The 17,507-nt window shown below is 67.9% G+C and carries 22 protein-coding genes and 2 pseudogenes; 15 read left to right on the top strand and 9 right to left on the bottom strand.

Translation table 11 applies throughout. The annotated features are described in order from the left end of the window. The 3 genes and pseudogenes from AC07F3_RS37025 to AC07F3_RS37015 all read left to right on the top strand — a co-directional run. Positions 1-242, top strand: a pseudogene (locus AC07F3_RS37025) (hypothetical protein); the annotation flags it as partial. A gap of 255 nt (positions 243-497) precedes the next feature. Next, positions 498-1,229 (top strand): prepilin peptidase, encoded by a 732-nt coding sequence (locus AC07F3_RS37020; RefSeq protein ID WP_479119172.1) that lies wholly within the window; start codon positions 498-500, stop codon positions 1,227-1,229. 281 nt (positions 1,230-1,510) lie between these two features. Next, positions 1,511-1,933, top strand: coding sequence for a hypothetical protein (locus AC07F3_RS37015; protein ID WP_479119170.1), 423 nt, complete (start codon positions 1,511-1,513; stop codon positions 1,931-1,933). Positions 1,934-2,002: 69 nt separating this feature from the next. On the opposite strand, the gene AC07F3_RS37010 is transcribed toward AC07F3_RS37015, so the two are convergent. Next, entirely contained in the window at positions 2,003-2,278 is a 276-nt protein-coding gene (locus AC07F3_RS37010) for a hypothetical protein (RefSeq protein ID WP_479119168.1), read from the bottom strand. Next, positions 2,275-2,559 (bottom strand): hypothetical protein, encoded by a 285-nt coding sequence (locus AC07F3_RS37005; protein WP_479119167.1) that lies wholly within the window; start codon positions 2,557-2,559, stop codon positions 2,275-2,277. The genes AC07F3_RS37010 and AC07F3_RS37005 overlap by 4 nt, the downstream gene beginning before the upstream one ends. Before the next feature lie 110 nt (positions 2,560-2,669). Between AC07F3_RS37005 and AC07F3_RS37000 the strand changes: the two genes are divergently transcribed. Then, positions 2,670-4,094 (top strand): hypothetical protein, encoded by a 1,425-nt coding sequence (locus tag AC07F3_RS37000; protein ID WP_479119165.1) that lies wholly within the window; start codon positions 2,670-2,672, stop codon positions 4,092-4,094. A 913-nt stretch (positions 4,095-5,007) separates the two neighbouring features. Here AC07F3_RS37000 and AC07F3_RS36995 read toward each other — a convergent pair. From AC07F3_RS36995 to AC07F3_RS36985, 3 genes are all read right to left on the bottom strand, one after another. Further along, positions 5,008-5,184, bottom strand: coding sequence for a hypothetical protein (locus tag AC07F3_RS36995; RefSeq protein ID WP_479119164.1), 177 nt, complete (start codon positions 5,182-5,184; stop codon positions 5,008-5,010). Between the two features lie 116 nt (positions 5,185-5,300). Next, positions 5,301-5,660: a peptidase inhibitor family I36 protein gene (locus AC07F3_RS36990; RefSeq protein WP_479119162.1), complete on the bottom strand. Its 360-nt coding sequence runs from the start codon at positions 5,658-5,660 to the stop codon at positions 5,301-5,303. 251 nt (positions 5,661-5,911) lie between these two features. Next, positions 5,912-6,070 carry a hypothetical protein gene (locus AC07F3_RS36985; RefSeq protein WP_479119161.1) on the bottom strand — a complete coding sequence of 53 codons (159 nt, stop codon included), beginning with the start codon at positions 6,068-6,070 and terminating at the stop codon, positions 5,912-5,914. Between the two features lie 249 nt (positions 6,071-6,319). Here AC07F3_RS36985 and AC07F3_RS36980 point away from each other — a divergent pair, with 249 nt between their 5' ends. The 7 genes from AC07F3_RS36980 (at position 6,320) to AC07F3_RS36950 (ending at position 11,774) form a co-directional block, all read left to right on the top strand. Beyond that, on the top strand, positions 6,320-7,033 hold the full coding sequence (locus tag AC07F3_RS36980; RefSeq protein ID WP_479119160.1) for a carbon-nitrogen hydrolase family protein: 714 nt from the start codon (positions 6,320-6,322) through the stop codon (positions 7,031-7,033). A 362-nt stretch (positions 7,034-7,395) separates the two neighbouring features. Further along, on the top strand, positions 7,396-7,602 hold the full coding sequence (locus AC07F3_RS36975) for a hypothetical protein (RefSeq protein WP_479119158.1): 207 nt from the start codon (positions 7,396-7,398) through the stop codon (positions 7,600-7,602). Positions 7,603-8,217: 615 nt separating this feature from the next. Then, on the top strand, positions 8,218-8,685 hold the full coding sequence (locus AC07F3_RS36970) for a hypothetical protein (protein WP_479119156.1): 468 nt from the start codon (positions 8,218-8,220) through the stop codon (positions 8,683-8,685). A gap of 36 nt (positions 8,686-8,721) precedes the next feature. Next, complete coding sequence (locus tag AC07F3_RS36965) at positions 8,722-10,035, top strand: hypothetical protein (RefSeq protein WP_479119154.1); 1,314 nt, start codon at positions 8,722-8,724, stop codon at positions 10,033-10,035. Between the two features lie 29 nt (positions 10,036-10,064). Further along, complete coding sequence (locus tag AC07F3_RS36960; protein ID WP_479119152.1) at positions 10,065-10,562, top strand: hypothetical protein; 498 nt, start codon at positions 10,065-10,067, stop codon at positions 10,560-10,562. 60 nt (positions 10,563-10,622) lie between these two features. After that, positions 10,623-11,138: a hypothetical protein gene (locus tag AC07F3_RS36955; protein ID WP_479119150.1), complete on the top strand. Its 516-nt coding sequence runs from the start codon at positions 10,623-10,625 to the stop codon at positions 11,136-11,138. Between the two features lie 99 nt (positions 11,139-11,237). Continuing rightward, entirely contained in the window at positions 11,238-11,774 is a 537-nt protein-coding gene (locus tag AC07F3_RS36950) for a GNAT family N-acetyltransferase (RefSeq protein ID WP_479119149.1), read from the top strand. Between the two features lie 496 nt (positions 11,775-12,270). Here the strand turns inward: AC07F3_RS36950 and AC07F3_RS36945 are convergent. Together AC07F3_RS36945 and AC07F3_RS36940 are read right to left on the bottom strand one after the other, a co-directional pair. After that, positions 12,271-13,054: pseudogene (locus tag AC07F3_RS36945) on the bottom strand (VOC family protein). A 303-nt stretch (positions 13,055-13,357) separates the two neighbouring features. Next, positions 13,358-14,383 carry an SGNH/GDSL hydrolase family protein gene (locus tag AC07F3_RS36940; RefSeq protein WP_479119147.1) on the bottom strand — a complete coding sequence of 342 codons (1,026 nt, stop codon included), beginning with the start codon at positions 14,381-14,383 and terminating at the stop codon, positions 13,358-13,360. A 670-nt stretch (positions 14,384-15,053) separates the two neighbouring features. On the opposite strand from AC07F3_RS36940, the gene AC07F3_RS36935 reads away from it, so the two are divergent. The 3 genes from AC07F3_RS36935 (at position 15,054) to AC07F3_RS36925 (ending at position 16,174) form a co-directional block, all read left to right on the top strand. Further along, a complete protein-coding gene (locus AC07F3_RS36935; protein WP_479119145.1) occupies positions 15,054-15,290 on the top strand; it encodes a hypothetical protein in 237 nt (78 codons plus the stop codon). After that, entirely contained in the window at positions 15,290-15,589 is a 300-nt protein-coding gene (locus tag AC07F3_RS36930; protein ID WP_479119144.1) for a transposase, read from the top strand. The genes AC07F3_RS36935 and AC07F3_RS36930 overlap by 1 nt, the downstream gene beginning before the upstream one ends. 99 nt (positions 15,590-15,688) lie before the next feature. Then, a complete protein-coding gene (locus tag AC07F3_RS36925) occupies positions 15,689-16,174 on the top strand; it encodes an IS3 family transposase (RefSeq protein WP_479119177.1) in 486 nt (161 codons plus the stop codon). A gap of 234 nt (positions 16,175-16,408) precedes the next feature. Here the strand turns inward: AC07F3_RS36925 and AC07F3_RS36920 are convergent, their stop codons facing one another. Together AC07F3_RS36920 and AC07F3_RS36915 are read right to left on the bottom strand one after the other, a co-directional pair. Next, a complete protein-coding gene (locus AC07F3_RS36920) occupies positions 16,409-16,663 on the bottom strand; it encodes a hypothetical protein (protein ID WP_479119143.1) in 255 nt (84 codons plus the stop codon). A 310-nt stretch (positions 16,664-16,973) separates the two neighbouring features. Then, positions 16,974-17,147 carry a hypothetical protein gene (locus AC07F3_RS36915; RefSeq protein WP_479119141.1) on the bottom strand — a complete coding sequence of 58 codons (174 nt, stop codon included), beginning with the start codon at positions 17,145-17,147 and terminating at the stop codon, positions 16,974-16,976. A 155-nt stretch (positions 17,148-17,302) separates the two neighbouring features. On the opposite strand from AC07F3_RS36915, the gene AC07F3_RS36910 reads away from it, so the two are divergent. After that, on the top strand, positions 17,303-17,482 hold the full coding sequence (locus AC07F3_RS36910) for a UBP-type zinc finger domain-containing protein (protein WP_479119139.1): 180 nt from the start codon (positions 17,303-17,305) through the stop codon (positions 17,480-17,482). Positions 17,483-17,507: the final 25 nt, after the last annotated feature.

Below are 17,507 nucleotides of genomic sequence, written 5' to 3'. Positions count from 1 at the left end.
TCCACGACCTGACCGCCGCACGCAAGGCCATCGCCACCGCACTCGAAGCAGACCCCACCGCAGAGATCATCTACCGCGACTGGCTCCAGGTTGAACGAGCCGCCGGGAACCGGCCCGGCCTCATCACCGCCGCCACCCGCATCCAGCAGATCAGCCGCGACAACCAGTGCCCCCTCGACCCCGAGACCGAACACCTCATCGACAGCCTCCTCGGAACCGGACACCGTGCACACGGAACCTAGGACAGCCCGGAAGACCCGTCGGCCGCGGCCAGGCACACTGCCGACGGCCCCCGACCCTGCGCACCGCGTCCAGGGCTCGTGCGCAGCCCGACCGAGCCGTGCGCAGTCGCCGGTGCGCGGTGCGCGGCCGGCTGCCCTGGGCCTGCACACCGTGTCAACCAGCCTGGGTCCAGGCCCTGTTGGTGCGTGCGGCTCCGCGGCTCGCCCAGTCAGCGGCTGTCTCGCCAGCTCTCGGCGACAGCCCCGGCGGTGCGCATGCTCGTGACCCTTGCCGTCATCTACGGTGTTCTGGCCGGGCTGCTCCTGCCACGCGCCGTCTATCAACTGGCCGTCCCCGCAGGCGAGGACCGGCGGGCCCACTGCCCGGCCGGACACCCCGCTACGGCCTGGCTCGCCCTGCCCCGTTGCACGACCTGCACCACCCACATCCCGGCCGGGCCGCGCGCCCGCCGCTGGTATGGGCCCCCTGCCCCAGCCGTCGCCGTGGCCACCGCCCTGGCGTGCGGGCTCCTGGCCTGCCGGACAGGGCCCCGGCCCGAACTGGTGGTCTGGCTGCTCCTGACACCGGTCCTGGTACTGCTCGCCTGGATCGACGCCACCGTCCACCGACTCCCCGACCTCCTCACCCTCCCCCTCGCAGGCGCAACGCTGCTCCTCCTCGGCGCCGCAGCACTCCTCCCCCACGCGGGTGGATCCTGGCCGACCGCGGCGGGCGGCGCTCTCGCCCTCGGCGGTGGGTACTTCATGCTGTTCTTGATCAGCCCCAGGAGCCTGGGGTTCGGCGACGTCAAACTCGCCATCCCGCTCGGAGCCATGCTCGGCTGGCACGGCTGGCCCACCCTCACCCTCGGCACCCTCACCGGCCAACTCCTCGCCGCCACCTACGGACTCGGCCTCATAGCGCTCCGCAGAGCCCACCCGAAAACCGCACTCCCCTACGGCCCCTTCCTCATCTGCGGCACCCTCACCGCCCTCCTCACCCGATAACAGCCCGGTGGCGCAGGCACCCCAACCGCCCTACGGATCCTGCTTACAGCGTGAGCCTGACCGGGCCGCGGAAGAGGAGCAGGGCCTCGCGGATCGAGTCCAGGCCAAGCACCATAAGCACACGTCCCAGGCCCAGGCCCATGCCGAGCCGGTCATGCCGGGGGTGGGCGAACTGTGGGGCGTGGGGCGCGCCCGAAGAGTTTTCCCGAAGCACCCCGGGTGTTGGCCGCGCCTGGCTATCTTCGCCTCCCCGGATTTCGGAGACAGGAGAGGCAATTTCCATGAGTACCCCGGTTGTTCGCATCCCGACTGAGCAGTCTGCGGCCGTCCCTGCGTCGGCGGCCCGGCAGCGGCGGGAGGGGGGTCTGTCGGGGAACTCGCTGGAGCACGCCGTCCTGCGGATGCACTCCAGTGCCGGCAATCGGGCCACGACTGCGGCGGTGCAGCGCGCCCGGGGCACAGGCCAGGGGAAGGGCAAGGGGAAGGCGCCGGAGGGCGGCGGCGCGTCCGCCAGTGCGAAGAAGAACTATCGCGACGAGATCGCCGCGCTGCTGGACCGGTTCAAAAAGAGTCTCGAGCCCATCGACACCTTCATCAAGGGTGTCCTGGCTTTGTTCACGAGAACGGACAGCAGATGTTCGCCACTTTGGGAGGCGCCCTGGAGCGTCGCTGTTCGAATGCTTAGGTCGGTGGTCGGACGCTGATGAGGGGTATCTACTGGTAGGAGTCTGTGATCGAGTGATCTGAGTTTCCTGGCTCGCGGTTGATCGAGATCACTCTGTGTCGTCGGTGAGTCCGAAGTCCTCGGCGAATGTGTCCAAGAACTCCCGCCGCTCGTCCGACGGTTCGGCTTCCGCCAGCTGCTGGACAATCTTGGCGAGCGAGCCTCGCTGATCAGGGGTCAGCCGGTCGAAGGCGCCGGCTACGAGGTCGAGCTGCTTGGCGGCCGCGCGGGGTTCGCCGTCCTCGTCGATGGTGCTGTCGATGAACCGTGTGAGCTCGACGAGGAGCTTGGTCAGCGTCTGCGCGAGGGAATCGTTGCCGTTCATCGGTCTCCTGTTTCTTGGTGCGGTCGCCGTCCGTGGTCGCCGGGCGCGTACTTCTTCCAGGTGCTGCCGGCCTCGGCGGCGAGGGCTTCGGCGTGGACGGTGTGGTAGCCGAGCATGCCGGCGACCACGGATGGAGGTGCCTGCAGGACGAGTTGCCGCAGGGTGGCGGTGCGTCCGTGCAGGGTGGGGATGCCCGCAGAGGCAAGTCGCCTGCCGAGCGTCGCGGGGTCCATGGGTTGTCCGGCACGGCGTCCGGGGAAGAGCCAGTCGCTGACCGTCATGGTTCCGCCGGGCCGGTTCGGCCGTCCGGTGCGGACGTAGCCCTGCAAGAGACCGGCGAAGGGCTCGGGGACAGGCGTGGGCGGCTCGCCGAGTCGGCATACCCTCCGGAGTGACGCGCCCTCTTCGTGGTGAAGCAGATGGTCAGCTTGCCGCTGTAGCTGTCAGACACCCTTCTCCGGATGATCAAGCGGGGTCAACGTTCGATTCCGCGCAGGGTTCGAGCGCCTCCCAAACTCGTGCACAAACGCTGCTCAATCTCATGAACAAAGCCAGTGTCCAGACCCCCACCAACGCGGGTTTCACCCAGCAGGCCGCCGCCGCGGCCAACGAAGGTCTCAAGCACACGGCCGCCGCCTCGGGGACCTCCGCCGCGTCGGGAAACCTCCTCACGGAGGTCACCGGCACGGTGGTCAATGGCCTGGACGCGTACAAGAACATGAAGGACGCCAAGAAGCACGAGAGCGGGGCCGACCACCACACGGCGAAGAAGAAAGCCAAGGTCAAGGGGGCCGACACGGTCATCGGAGCCGCCGGTTCGGCCGGTTACAGCGCCGGAATCGCCAAGGAGGTCACCAAGCTCCACAAGGCGGCGGATGCCGCGGTGGCGTCCGAGGCGAGCGGTATCGCCAGCGCCTCCGTCGGCGCGATCAAGGCAATACGGGCCACCTTCCGCGTCGGCGGAGCGGCCAGCAAGTACAAGAAGGTGAAGGAGCTCGGAGATCCTCATCTCGTCCACGCGCAGTCACTGGCCCGGATCAACCAGTCACGGGAGCAGGCCGAGTGGGCCGCGGCGGAGGCCTACGTCGCGCTGGATGCCTACTGGGACCACGAGGGCCAGGAGCGGCTGGAGCTCGTTTCCCAGGCCATCGACGCCGCCTGGGAAGCAACGGGTGAAGCCCGTGACGCCGCCGAGAGCCTCCAGCGCGCGGAAAGAGACGTGGAAAAGCTGAACACGGTGCAGGAATACGCCAAGAAGAAACAGCTCACCAAGATCGGCAAGGAGACCATCGGTGGCGCCCTGGGCGAATCCACCAAGGCCGCCGCCGGCGTCGTCACAGCGGTCGCGGCGGGGACAGCCGGGCTGGCGAGCAACCCGGTCGGATGGGGCCTCGCCGGAGCCGGGGCCGGCCTCGTCCTCGGCGTCACCCTCTACAAAGCACTCCGCGCCGCCACCAAGCGCTACGAAGAAGCCCGCCACCCCGAGCACTGGGCGCCGGAGAACGAGACCCCGGCCGAGGCCTCATCCCGCACCGAATCACTGAAACATGCCCTCAAGTTCTGGCAGAAAGTGTCGAAGGGAGAACGCCAGGCCATGGCACGGGAGATCTACACCCTCGCGGCAGGCCCCGACATTAAAGGCGCCGGCACCACAACCGCCGAGATGAGAGACTCCGCAAGGGCCCTCCTCATCGCCCTCAAATCAGGCCCCACCCACCACAAACTCGAACCCGAAACCTGGGCAGACACCCTCAACGACCCAGCAAAAACCACCGCCTGGATCAAAGAAATAGCAGAACAACTCGCATCAGGCTGACACCCCGCGCTTGGTGCCAAGGGTCGATCCTATTTTCCATCCGGACAACTTCGGATACCGGCCGGCCCGCCCTGGATGCTGTGGAGAAGCGCCGGGAACGCAGGACGTGGTCACCAGTGCGGTAGAGCTGACCCGAATCGGGCTCGAACGGGTTGTCGACGAACCGCTCCCGCGTGAGTTCGGGGCGGTTCAGGTAGCCAAGTGCGGGGCAGGGCCCGCCCAGGTACAGCTCCCCGGAGTCGCCGGGAGTCACCGTCAGTGACGATGCCCGCGCCGTCGTCAACTGGCTCCGTCACGAGCGCACCAACTCCGACCAGGACCCCACCCTCGAACGGCATGGTGACGTCTGCACAGAAATCTCTGAGCGATTTCCCTGGCTGGCCGAGGAGCGCGCACGCCAGATCGCCAGGCGCAGGATAAAGAGGCGGCCGGTCTGGCGGATTATTTTCAGTTGCACGAAGAGCAGGGGCGGGAAGAGCGGCGTGAACTGGCCGCTGCACCGCGGGGGCCGCTGCGCGCCTGCGTATCGGGCAGCGAGTGCGGTTCACCCGCAAGGGCCGGGAGGACAAGGGTCTGCTGGAGAACGTCGGGCGGAGCAAGGTGACTGTTGCCCACCAGGTCGCGACAGGCCGGGATCGTGACCGCACCGCGCTGCTCCACGCCGCCTGCGTGGAACCCTGGACTCGAACGCCCTTGGCCGCGCCGCGCTCTGAGCCCACAACATCGTAGGGCTCCCGGGGATCAGCGAGAGCCCTACGGATGGTGCATCCCGCCTGGCGGGTGATGGTTCTGGTGATGCAACCCCGCAAAGCGGGAAGTTTGTCCCCCAACGAGCGCGAACGAGACTTACCTCGCCCGTTGTCGCAACCCAACTCCGGGCGACGCGCCGCAGAGCGTCCGTGGGAGGGACGGATCAGTGCCCGACGGCGGTTCGGGCGGCGACGGTGAAGTGTGCGCCGGTGAAAGCGACTTCCTCGACGTAGAGGCGTTCCCGTACGACGGTGCGCAGCCAGGCTTCGACTTCCTGGCCGTCGCGTACGGCGGCCGCGGCGATACGCCGCTGGTCGGTGTCGGTGAACAGGTCGTTCATGGCGGGGACGGTAGCAGGGGGCTCGGGGGGCAGGGCGCCGGGCTGAGGAGCATCCTGGCCGGACACTCCTCGCGTCACCAACCAACACCCTCCTCCGGTCCGTCCGGCCGGGGCGGTCAGCAGGTCTGGCCGACGCCGTCGATCCGTCCGCCGAAGTCGGAGCCGTAGTCGATCCGGTTGTCGCCGCTGTGCACCGCGCGGGTCTCCTTCGGATCCCAGTTGATGAAGCAGCCGTCGGCGCTCGCGACGAAGGAGCCGACGTTGTCGTGGAACGCGGCGGGCATGTCGTGGTACCCACCGCTGGCCACCCACTCCCAGCTCTGCCCGCCGAAGCGGGAGCCGGTGTAGAAGCAGATAGACCCCTTCGTGCAGGAAGGGGCCGCCGGGGCGGCGGGGGCCGCGACCGCGTGGGTCACCGGCATGAACACGGCGGTCAGGGACAGGGCACAGGCCAGGGACCAGGTACGCGGCTTCATGGAGCTCTCCTCACTTGCGGGACTAACTCGTTGGCACCGGGCCCGGCATCCGGCCGGCCCGGCGTGTGCCAGGAGTCTTGCCCCGGCCCGCCGCCGGGTCGACGGGTTTCCCGTCACCCCTCTGAACGGGAAACAGGGAAACCCCCCGCGAGCTCGCGCCGCACGGAGCGCACGATCATGCGCGTCTGCCGGAACCGGGCCGACTCACCACCCTCGTACGGCGTATCTCCTCCAACGCCCAACGAGGTCGGTCACCAGCTCCGGGAAGAGTCTTCCTCCTCGTGCATCCATTGCTCCCCTGCGTCGCGGCCCCCGGTTCCGGAGACATGAGCGTCGTTCAGCGGGTTCGCGGCCAGGGTGAGTTCCTCGCCGGTGAGCACCGACGTTTCGTTGCCGTGCTCACCGAGCACGAATTCCCACCCCTCCCCGCAGATCCGACAGCTCGCCGCTCCAGACCTGGAAGACTCCTCCGGAGTCCCGCACCTCGGTGCCGAGTTCTCCCCTGGCGTACCCAGGGTCGGTACTGGCGGGCTAGCGTATTCAACTGTCGCGAGTTGTCGATGCTGCTGTACGCAGTGGTGAATTTCAGTGATACCCAGTGGGATCCCGTCTGGGACCGGGGGTTTTCTGCGGCCCGGTCGGCGACGATGATGTAGGCCATGATCGTCGCAGCCACCCAGTTCGCCCCGGTCGCCGGGGACATCGACGCCAACGTCCTCGCCATCGCCGGGCTGATCCGCGCCGCCGGGGCCGACGGCGCCCGCGTGGTCGTCTTCGCCGAGCTCGCCGTGACCGGCTACGAGCCGACGCTGATCCGGGACGTGCCCGGCCTCGTCCTCACCGAGGACGACGCCCGCCTCGAACCCGTACGGGAGGCGTGCCGCGCCGTTTCGGCGGCGGCGGTCGTCAACGGTCCCGTGCACTCGGCGGAGGGCCGGCCCATGGTCACCTCGCTCGTCATCGGTCCGGATGGCGAACTCCTCGCCCGGTACGACAAGCAGCACCTGTACGGCATCGAGCAGGAGGTCTTCGCAGCAGGCGGGCGGGACGGCCGCTTCGAGCTGGAGGGCACCCGATTCGCGCTGGCCACGTGCTTCGACAACCGCTTCCCGGAGCTCGCCGAGCGGGCCGCCGCCGACGGCTGCACGGTCTATCTGGCGAGCTCGGTGCTCTCCGCCGACAACGACTCGTTCGAGAAGGTCTATCCGGTGCGGGCTCGGGAGTTCGGTCTCCACGTGGTGCTCGGCAACGTTCTCGGCAACAACGAGGACGGCGTGAGCTGCGGCGCCGCCGGCGTCTGGGACCCGGACGGCGAACGGACCGCCGACGCCGGCACCGAGGTACCGGGCCACGTGCTCGCCGAGGTCGGCTGAACCGGCGCCACCCGCATCCAGCAGAACAGCAGCGACAACCAGTGCCCCCTGGACCCCGAGACCGAACAGGTCACCGGCAGCCTCCTGGGAGCGGGCCGACACGTGCGCAGAGAATAGACGAACCTATGCGGCTCACTTGCCACAGGCGAGTGGGCAGCCAGGCATAAACGATGCGCGGAATGCTGTAGGCCGATGCGCGTTTCCCCCGGAAACTAACCCGCCGCCCCCGCATACGGACCGTTCGCATCGACAGAACTCAGTACTGCACCAACTGGTTCTGGACCGTGCTCTCTTGGGATGCTGAGGTCCACGCCTCGGCCAGTCCGACGCTGTGCCTCCGGTGCACTCCGCAGCCCGTGCGCGTGCGCGTGCTCGTAACCTGCGCCCTCCTCTACGGCACTCTGACCGGACTGCTCCTGCCCCGCGGCGTCTTCCAACTGGCCGTCCCCGCGGGCGAGGACCGGCGGCCCGTCTGCCCGGCCGGACACCCCGCCCCGGCCTGGCTCGCCCTGCCCGGCTGCACGACCTGCACCACCCTGAACCCGGCCGGTGCGCGCGGCCGCCGCTGATACGGGCCCCCCGGCCCCAGCCGTCTCCGCGGCTACCGCCCTGGCATGCGGTGTGCTGGCCTGGCGGACGGGGCCCCGGACCGAGCTGGTGGTCTGGCTGCTCCTGACGCGGATCCTGGTGCTGCTCGCCTGGATCGACGCAACCGCCCACCGCCTGCCCGACACCCTGACCCTCCGTCCATCGCACAGATTTACACCCGGCCCCGGGTGAGGCCGGGCACCGCTTCCCTGGAGGCAACCGCAGAATCATGGGGCTGGGAGCGGCGAGCCGAGGCTGAAGCCTCACCGGCCTGTCGAGGTTTTCACGGTTGCGGCGGGGCCGCCAGGACCCCATCGTGGCGGCGGGCTTGACCCGGCAGGGCGAGCCTTGTGCTGTGGGCGCGACCCAAGGAGATCTCTTGACTTACATGGACCATCAAAGCCGGGCGAATGCTGAGAGAAGCGGTATCCCCCATGCCCCGGAAGGAAGTCCTCGCCGCCTGGCATGCGCTGGCTCCCCGGTCAGCCCCTCGTCATGCTGGCTTCAGGCGAGTCGTTAAGCTACCTGGCAGGCATCGGTGTTGCGCCCGGTCGATGCTGAATCACGGGGAGGCGTAATCAAGAGGGGATGGCGCCGTGGCTTCGGGGGGCTCGGAAGAGCAGCGGCTGCAGTTGGCTCGGGTAGATACCGGCGGGCCGAGTGGTGGGGAAGAGACGTTCGCGAGTTCCGCGAACGACAAGGGGCGTGCCGCGACGTTCATGGAGCAGCATCTGCTGCCGGATACGCAGGCCGCTAGCCGCATGGGTGAAGGCGGTGGTCAGGTTCATCCGCCGCTAGTGGGTCCGGTAGCCCCGCCGTCAATCCTGCTGAAGCCGGACACCGGGTTGAAGGGACTGTCCGCTTGGGCTTCGGAGGCTGGACTGTCAGAGGCGATGACCGTCTGGCAAGGGCAGGCCAACCGGCTGCTGGGCCGACTGCACCAGGAGCTGAACGCTCTGCACGCCACGAAGACTCTCTTTCAGGGCCAGGACACCCGCATCGGGGCGCAGTTCGGCCCCCCAGGGGGCGCACAGCGTCCGCTCAGCAGCTTCGACCAGATGTGATCGGGGCTGGCTATGTCACTGACCTATCACGATGTAATGACTGCTGATCTTTCTCCACTGTCCAACGTGTCCGAGGCGTGGCAGAAGATGGGCGAGCGCTTTGGCGAACTGCAAGTCGACTATGGCAAGCACGTGCAGCGCGCCCTGGCCAACGGCAACTGGCAGGGGCAGGCTTTCGGTGCGCAGCAGAGCACTGCTGCGGCTACGGCGTTCGAGTTCGGGGCGGCCAAGAAGGAAGCGCTGGCCATTGCGAGCCTTCTGAAGGAGGCGCACGCCCAACTGAGCCGACTCCAGAAGTCGGTGAAGGACCTCGTGGCCGACGCCGAGACGAAGGACTACAAGGTCGACAGCTCGGGCAAGGCCACCTATGTCGGCTTCGACAAGCTCTCCGCACAGGAGCAATACGCCCTGCATCATGACCCGGACTACCCCACGCTGATGGCCGATGCCCAGCACAAGGCGAAGGGCTGGACCGAGGACATCGCCAAGGCGGTGCGGGCCGTGGATGAGGCCGACCAGAGCGTGAAGCGGGCGCTGAGCCGCGCGGCCAGCAACACAGCGCTGGACGGTAGCGGCTTCGGCGGGTTCAACGCGCACGCCGAGGGCGACTTGGCGAAGGCCGGAAAGCCTGACGCGACCGTGACCGCCACAAAGACTGACGGGTGGGTGCCTGTCGGCCAGGCCACGGTGACCGGACCCGATGCCGGTGTTTCCGCCAGCGGTCCCAAATACGGCAAGGAAGGCTCGGCCAAGGCGTATGCCGACCTCTTCCACGCGACCGCGAAGGGGTCGCTGACCGACGGGGAAATGAAACTGTCCGGGATCGCCGACGCCAATGCGGGAGCCAGAGTCTCCGCGAACGTCGGAATCACCGACAAGGGCGTGACCGGCAAGGCTGAAGCTTCTGCGGGAGTGCGGGCCTTGGAAGAGGGCCGTGCAGAGTACGGCGACTACGGCGGTGTCTACGAACGGGCAGACGGATTCGCCGGGGCCGAGGCGCAAGTCAGCACCGGAGTGGGCCTGGAAGGCGTCAATGCCGGCGCGAAGGCGTTCGCGGGGGCGAAGGGAACCGCCGCCGGGGGCGCGGAGATTGCAGGGATCGGCGCCGGCGGGACAGCCGAAGGGTGGGCGGGGGCGGGCGCGGAGGCCAAGGTGACCTTCGGCAAGGGGGACGACGGCAAGTTCCACATCGGCGGCAAAGTCGGCGTCGCCCTCGGTCTGGGCGGCTCTGTCGGCGCAGAGTTCACGATCGACCCGGGCAAGGTGACCCACTCCGTGAGCGATGCGGCCGACGCGGTGGGCGATTTCGCCAGCACCGTGGGCCACACCGTCGGCGGCTGGCTCGACTGATGTACGTTTCCAGAGAAGGAGGGACCGCAATGCCCAAGTCGTTGCCTGTGCCGATTGAATTCCGCCTGCCGGAGGACTGGCACCCCGCACCTCCGGACGAGGTCGGTGCTCTGGGCGTGGCCTTCGTCGCGCTGTACTCGACGCCGGATGCGGGATTTACCCCCAACATCACCATCGACGGGGAGTACCGGCCGGACGCGGTGCCGCTGGACGCCATCGCCGATAAGTCGGTGCAACGCCTGCGCGAGGCCGCCGAGTCCGTGGCCGTCGCCGCCCGCCGTGAGATCGGCTCTGCAGACGCGCCCGGCCTGACGCAGCGGGTGACCTTCACAGCCATCGTCGACGGCCTGCGCCGCGACCTGGTCCAGTCCCACGTCTACCTGTCCATGCTGGACGTCGAGGAGCCGCGCAAACGGGCAGTGATCCGGACAGTGCTGACCGCCACCGCCACGCAACACGACAGCGTCCTGGGAGACTTCCAGGAATTCCTGCGCACGGTCCGCCCGGACACTGGTGCGGGATCCTGATGCGTCACACCGACACGAGAGACCTTGCCTCCAGCAGCCGAACATCCATAGGTTGACTCGATGGGCCTCTTCGACAAACTCACCGGCACCAAGCGCCCTCCAAGCAGCGTCCCGCCACGTTCCGCCGAGGATGTCAGAGCGGCACTACTCGCGCTCAACGGGCCCGACGTGCCGTACACCGTTCGTACCGGCACCTCTGCGGAGACTGCTGACCTGGTGGCGGAGTGGCGTATCCGGGAACCGGCCTGGCACACCTTCTTCGCCCGGACCCAGACCAACCGAGTCCTGGAGATCCGAATGCGTTTGGTCCCAGCGCACCATGAGGTCCGTGCTCTCGACCGGCAGTGGGATGTCACATGGGTCGGAGGTACACCCCGACTGGCAGTATCGGCTGAGCACTCCCGCGGGCAGGTCCAGACGGTTTCCCGACGCTGGACGCTCGGCCGAGGACCACAGGGCGGTCTGGAGACCACAGAGACATTCCACCTCGACAGCTCGGACATGAAGAACCCCCTGCAAAACACGGTCCTCAAAGCGGGATGGACATGGCGCAGAGTAATCTCCGGCAAACTGTGACTGGCTAGTACAAGGCGCAGTCGGGCAGTAACTCCGGCATCCGCTGTCCTCCTGGGGCGACCGGCTCAGCTCGCTTTCACATGTGAGAAGGAGTCCGTCATGACAGGTGGCGAGAGCCCGGGCACCGAAGTCGCACTCGAGACGAGCCGCCTGCTACTCAGACCTTGGCGGGTTGCCGAGGCTGTCGTCCAACGTGAGCTGTGGAGTGAACGCGATCCACGAGTGCCGCCGCACCGCCGAATCGACGCGGACGGTCACCCCACGGTTGCGGAGCTCGAGGATTCGATCCGGACCAACCAGGTCTGGTCGACCGGGTTGCTCGCCATCGAGCGGAAGGCTTCTCACGACGTCATTGGCTACTGCGGGCTGGTTGATAGCGGGCGAGGACCGGAAGGGGAACCAGAACTGGCATTCGAGCTCCTGCGTCGCGTTTGGCGTCAGGGATACGCGACTGAAGCGTCGTCGGCAGTTCTGGACTGGGCGAGATCATCGGGGCACGAACGCCTGTGGGCCACGGTCTGGGACTGGAACACCGCTTCTCGCCGCGTGCTCGCCAAGCTCGGGTTCACCGAGACCGAGCGGAGAGAAGTCGACGCCGCGCACGGGACAACCCTGTTCACCACGAGACGGCTCTGACACACCCGAGGCGTGGCCCGGCGGACGGCTCCGATCGGTGACGGCCGCCGCCGAGACCCGCACGACATCGTGAGCATGAAACCGGCACCGTGTTCACCATGCCCCGGAGACCTGACGGGACCGCCGTCAGCCAGGGCATTTCACACTGCCTCGTCCACCGCGTTCATGCCGCCTTTGCGCACGCCTTCAAGGTCGCTCAACAGCCCTCAAGACCGACTGGCTACCGGGCTGCCCGGGAAGTTGCGGTATCCCCGGAGGCTTCGCGGGTGCGAGCGGAGAGCGAATGTCGACGGGGCCGGCTGTCCTTTGACAGCCGGCCCAGTCCGGCGCAGCGCCTTGAGCTGGGGCGACTAAGTTGGATGTCAAACGATCAAACGGGTTTCGTACCTCTGCGAAGTGATACCGGTCCTGGGTGACCGCCCAGGTCGTAAAGAGTGTCCGCTGGGACGCATGACTGGGGAGGCTTGCAGGGCACCCGGCCTCCGGCGCCAGACGGCTACTTCTGTGGCGGCTCCGGCCTGAGTACGGCGAACGGTGCCCCGAACGGATCAGCCAGCCAGCACATCCGTCCGACGTCGGGGACGTCGGACGCCGGCATCAAGACCGTGCCGCCGGTGCCCTGCGCCCTGGTGACGGTCGCGTCCACGTCGTCCACCGAGAAGTAGGGGATCCAGCGGGTCTCCTCCTCGTCGCTCTGCAGCCCGGCGAGGCCGCCGAAGGACGCGTCCTGCTGGTCGCCCTCGCCCGTGGAGAGCACCGTGTAGGTCATGCCCGGCATGTCCATCGCCTGCGAGCGCCAGCCGAACACCGCCGTGTAGGAGCCGAAGGCGCCCGCCGGGTCTTCGGTGTGGAGTTCTGCCCAGCACAGGGCATCGGCCTCCGATGCCTTCTCCAGGCTCTTGACCGCGGCCGGCTGCCACACGGCGAAGTCCGCGCCGGCCGGGTCGGTGAACTGAGCCATGCGCCCGGCCTCGAAGACGTCGAACGGCGCGCTGCGCACCCGCCCGCCGCTCTGCTCCACGGCCTTGGCCGTGGCGTCCGCGTCCGGTGTCTGGAAGTACAGCGTCCAGGCCGGACTCGCCCCCTCCTCCGTGAGGGGCCCCGAGCGCCGCGACGGTTCTGCCCTCCTTCTGGAAGAACCCGTAGCCCCCGGAGTCCGGACCCGCGGACTGGAACTCCCAGCCGAAGACCGCCGTGTAGAAGGCGGCGGCCGCATCAGCGTCGGGGCTGCCCAGGTCGAGCCAGTTCGGCGAGCCGGTGACAAAGTCTTTGGTGAGCATAGGGAGGTGCTCCTTCGATGAATCGCGCCGGGCTCCCGGCGCGAATCAGTACTGGCATCGGCACTTGACACTCGCACGGCACGCACGGAGCAGGCAGGGGACGGTCAGGCAGTTCACCCAAACGGTCTTGGTTGGGACGGGTGGGACGGTCTGACCGCGCCTTACAGGATCGATGACCCGGTCGGGTGCCGAGCCCGCGAAGCCCCAGGTCGATGGTGGGTTCCTGGGGCTTCGTTCAGACGGAAACCACATCCGTGTGTGGTGACGGTGCGGGGCGGTTTCTAGCCGGCGGCTATGCGGCTCCTATCGGTTGAGGACCGTTTTGATTGTGGCGGCCACACGCTCGGCCTGGATGTCACGGCCCTTCTCGTTGGGGTGTACGTACCAGGGGATCGGCTGACCGAGTTCGAGCTGGGAGTTCTCCAGGAGGCCGCCGATGCCCCGGTTGGCGCCGTCGCAGGCCGTGTTGCTGCCGGTGTGGTCGTAGAGGCCCACGAAGTCGGCACCGTCGTCCTCGGCGGCCTTCTTCATGACGTCGTCCAGCCGCTTCTGGACCTGGTCCAGGACGGGCAGGGCGTCCTGGGGGACGTCAGCGAAGGGCAATTCCGTCTGGCCGGGGGCCGCCTTCAGGCACTTGGCCGTGTCCTTGGGCACGAGCCTGGGGTAGCCGACCAAGACACGCTCGGCGGCCGGGGAGCGGTAGCCCGCGCGCTGGAGCATCTCCTCCAGCTCGTATCCGACCTGCTCGAACTTGTAGTCCAGCCATGCCTTTCCGTCACTGGAGGTGAAGAAGTCCCGGCACTCGCCAGCCGGTGAGTCCGCGTCCACCGGCGCTCCGGGCAGCAGGGCCTGGTCCCGGAGTTTGGCGGAGCACTGCTTGAGGATGCTGTTGAAGCCCAGCGTGTTGCCGCCGATGCTGCCCACGACCAGCCGCGTGTCGTCCTTGAGCGCGTCCTGCTGCGCCGGGACCCTCATGCCGCTACCGGGCAGCACCTCCTGCTGCTGCCAGAAGTGGTGGATGAGTGCGCCTGAGCAGGAGACGTCTGCCTGGACGTTGAGCGTGATGCCCTTGGCTGCCAGGCGCCGGGTGGCGACGGCGGGATAGTTCTGCTTCGCCTGGAAGCACCAGCCCCTCTCGCTGTCCTGGTGGTTCACGGGGGCGATGCCGAAGTTGGCGGTGTAGGAGTCGCCGAAGAAGACGGTCGGCACCGGGGCGGCGGGCGCGGCGTGGACGGTTGCCGCCGGGACGCCGAGTGCCAGGCAGATGCCCAGCGCGGCGGCCGCAGCGGCCAGCCGCCGTGCCCCTGGAGTGGTCGTCGTCTTACGCATGGCCGTAGGCATGGTTGTGCCCTTTCGTCGGAGGTCACGCGGACAAGCGAGCGGAAGCAAGCCTTCCGTAATCATTCAGGTGCGTGGCGTGTTGATCCAATGGGTGCGCATCGAAACCGGGCAATACTGGACAGCGCCTTCCCGCCAGCTCTTCTCGCCTGGTCAGTAGGGCTGTTGGGGAGGATGGGCCGGCGAGGCCGGGAGTGATGACGACCCAAACGGGGAGAGCCCGTCCGCCCGCCATGCGAGCGGACAGCAGGGCTGAGTACTCGCAAAGCGAAGAGCGCCGGCGAGCGGCCCCTCTCGCCGCACAGGCAAGCGACGGTCGCAGGTGTGTGCAGCGGACGACACGGGTTTCCATGCTCAAACCGGCCGGAAATCTCCGTGCGGCCGGCCACCGGCCAGTAACCCGCGAGTGAGGAATCACGGCGACCAGGTCTGCCTCAACCCGCAGCGCCGGATGAACAACCGTCCCCTACGACACCGAGACCGAGGCCGGCGTCACCAAGGACTTCCCGCTCGCCAACCTCCGCCGCACAGGCACCAAGAGCGGCCTCGGCAAATGCTGGACGCGCCGGAGGCCGGGATGGTGTGGGAGCCCGGCGAGGAAGCTTGGGAGGACAAGCTCGCCGTCGATGATGTCGTGGGGCTGTCGTGACAGCATGCGCGCATGCACTTCGAGCTCGTTCCGCCGATGGGTATCGGCCTCCTGCAGATCGGGATGTCACACGAGGCTGCGAGCAGCGCATTGGACTCGATGCGTGATGTGAGCGAGCTGTCTTCGGCCGACGAGCGGGGGCAGCACATCTTCCGGCCGAGCGGCCTGATGATCAGCATCGGGTGCCTGCACGACCGTCTGGAATCCGTGGAGGTGGGGCGGCCTTCGGATGAATCGCCCCGGGTTTGATGGAGATCATCAAGACCCGGAAGGATGCCGATCATGGCTGCGCCCCGTACGTACCCGACGAACTGCGTGAACGTACGACGCGTCTGGCCGTCGAGGCCCGTAAGGACCCGATCGGCCGGGTCGGCGCGATCAAGCGCATCGGTGACCAACTCGACGTGCACCCCGAGGCCCTGCGCGGCTGGGTCAAGCGGGCCGAGACCGACGAAGGCATCGTGCCCGGCACCACCAGCGCGGAGGTTGCCCGGATCGCCGAGTTGGAACGGGAGGTGAAGGAACTGCGGCGGGCGAACGCGATATGAAGTCCGCCTTGGCTTTCTTCGCGGCGGAGCTGGACCGTCCACTGCGGTGAAGGTCGCCTCCATCGACCAGTACAAGGAGACGTTCGGCGTCCAGCCGATCTGCGACGTCCTCGCCGAGACGGACGCCCCGATCGCGTCGAGCACCTACTACGCCGCCCACGCCCCCCGCCTTCGTTCCGCAGCCTGCGCGACGAGCACCTCACCGAGGAGATACACCGCATCCACGCCGACAACTGCGGCGTCTACGGCGCCCGCAAGATCCACGCGGCCCTGGTACGCGAAGGACGCGAGGTGGCCCGCTGCACCGTCGAACGCATCATGCGAGCGGCCGGGTTGCGCGGCGTGGTCCGGGCCAAGAGCCCACGCATCACTCGCCCGGTCCCGGAGACGGGCCGGCCCGCGGACCTGGTCGAGCGGCAGTTCACCGCCACTGCCCCCAACCAGCTGTGGGTTGCGGACATCACCTACATCCGTACCTTCTCCGGCTGGGTCTACACCGCCTTCGTCATCGACGTCTTTCCCGTATGGTCGTCGGCTGGCAGGTCGTCACCAGCCTCTACGCAGACGTCGCCCTGGACGCCCTGAGCCTTTTCAGAGTGGCCACGGGATGGGTGATGGGTTGCTGACGGAACGGGCGAAGCCCCTGGGCTGTTGAGAGAGCGTGATCTGGGGCAGACGCGCCGTCTGGCCGGTCAAGCTCCACGGTTACCGCGCTGTCGTGGTGCGCACCGACAGCGGTCTCCTGCTGCACTCCCGGCCGGGGTGGTGCTGGACGGGGAGACCTGTGCCGCGTCCGCGGACGGCCGGATGGAGTGCGGCTCAGCGTCGGCCTCGTCGGTCCTCGTAGTTGGCGAAGTAACTCACAACAACGAGCACGCCGAAGACCCCCAGGCCGAGGAGTGCCAGGACCGTCCCGATTCCCTTGCCGTCCATCACGGCGCGCACGCCGCCGGCGAGTCCGCCGACGGACATGAAGATGCCGAAGACGAGCGTCTGTGGACCTTGGGGTTTCAGCCAGTGCCGCAGGTCCGGGCGGCGTCGCCCGCGCGTGGGTGAGCCTGCGGAGTGTGTCATTGGTCCTTCACCTTTCCCGTTTTGGCCGGGGCTTCCACATGGGTGTCACCCGGGGGTCCTGGGCCGGGTCGTCGTACCTGAGGACCAGGTACGCACCACCAGGCGACGAACCCCCCGGATCCATGCTGGGCACACTGTCCAGCCGCACCTGGGCCTTCGCCTTGAGCCCCGCCCACTCCTGATCGAACGACATGCTCACACCCCGTCAAATGGCAGATCAGACGAGCCTACTCCGGGGTGATCTCAAGGATTCGTCAAGATGAGACGGCCCACAAGAGCGGTGCGTCACAAGGCTTCCCAGGGCGCCCGTTCAGCGACACCGTCGCGCCGCGCGCTCCCGTTCGAGTTCCCCGAGCCGTACGAACCAGCCGACGATGCCCAGGAGCCCGAAGGTCCCGACAGCGAGCGCGACCAGGCTCATCGCGATCCGCCACCAGTGCAGCAGTCCGCTGACTCCCATGCCGAGGCCGCCGGCTGTGAGCATGCAGAAGAACAACAGCGTGCGCGAGCCCTCCAACTGCCTGCAGAACTCTCCCCAGTACCGCACCATCAAGCGCCGCTCTCCCGCCCGTCCCACTGCCTACATCCCCCTGTCGTCCCGGCCTGCCACCACCGATTCTGCCCGACCCACACCTGTCCATGATCCGCCCCGTCACGCCCAGAACACCGCACGGCTGCGAGGACTGCCTGCGTCTGGGGGCTCCGTGGGTACATCTGCGCCTGTGCCTAACCTGCGGCCACGTCGGCTGCTGCGACTCCTCGCCGATGCGGCACGCCCGTGCTCACGCGGCGACCGAGGGGCACCCGATCGTACAGTAGTTCGAGCCGGGTGAGGACTGGCGGT

Source organism: Streptomyces sp. NPDC045846 (genome assembly GCF_056431605.1).
The sequence above is the reverse complement of the archived record's forward strand: the minus strand, read 5'-3'. Positions and strand labels throughout refer to the sequence as shown.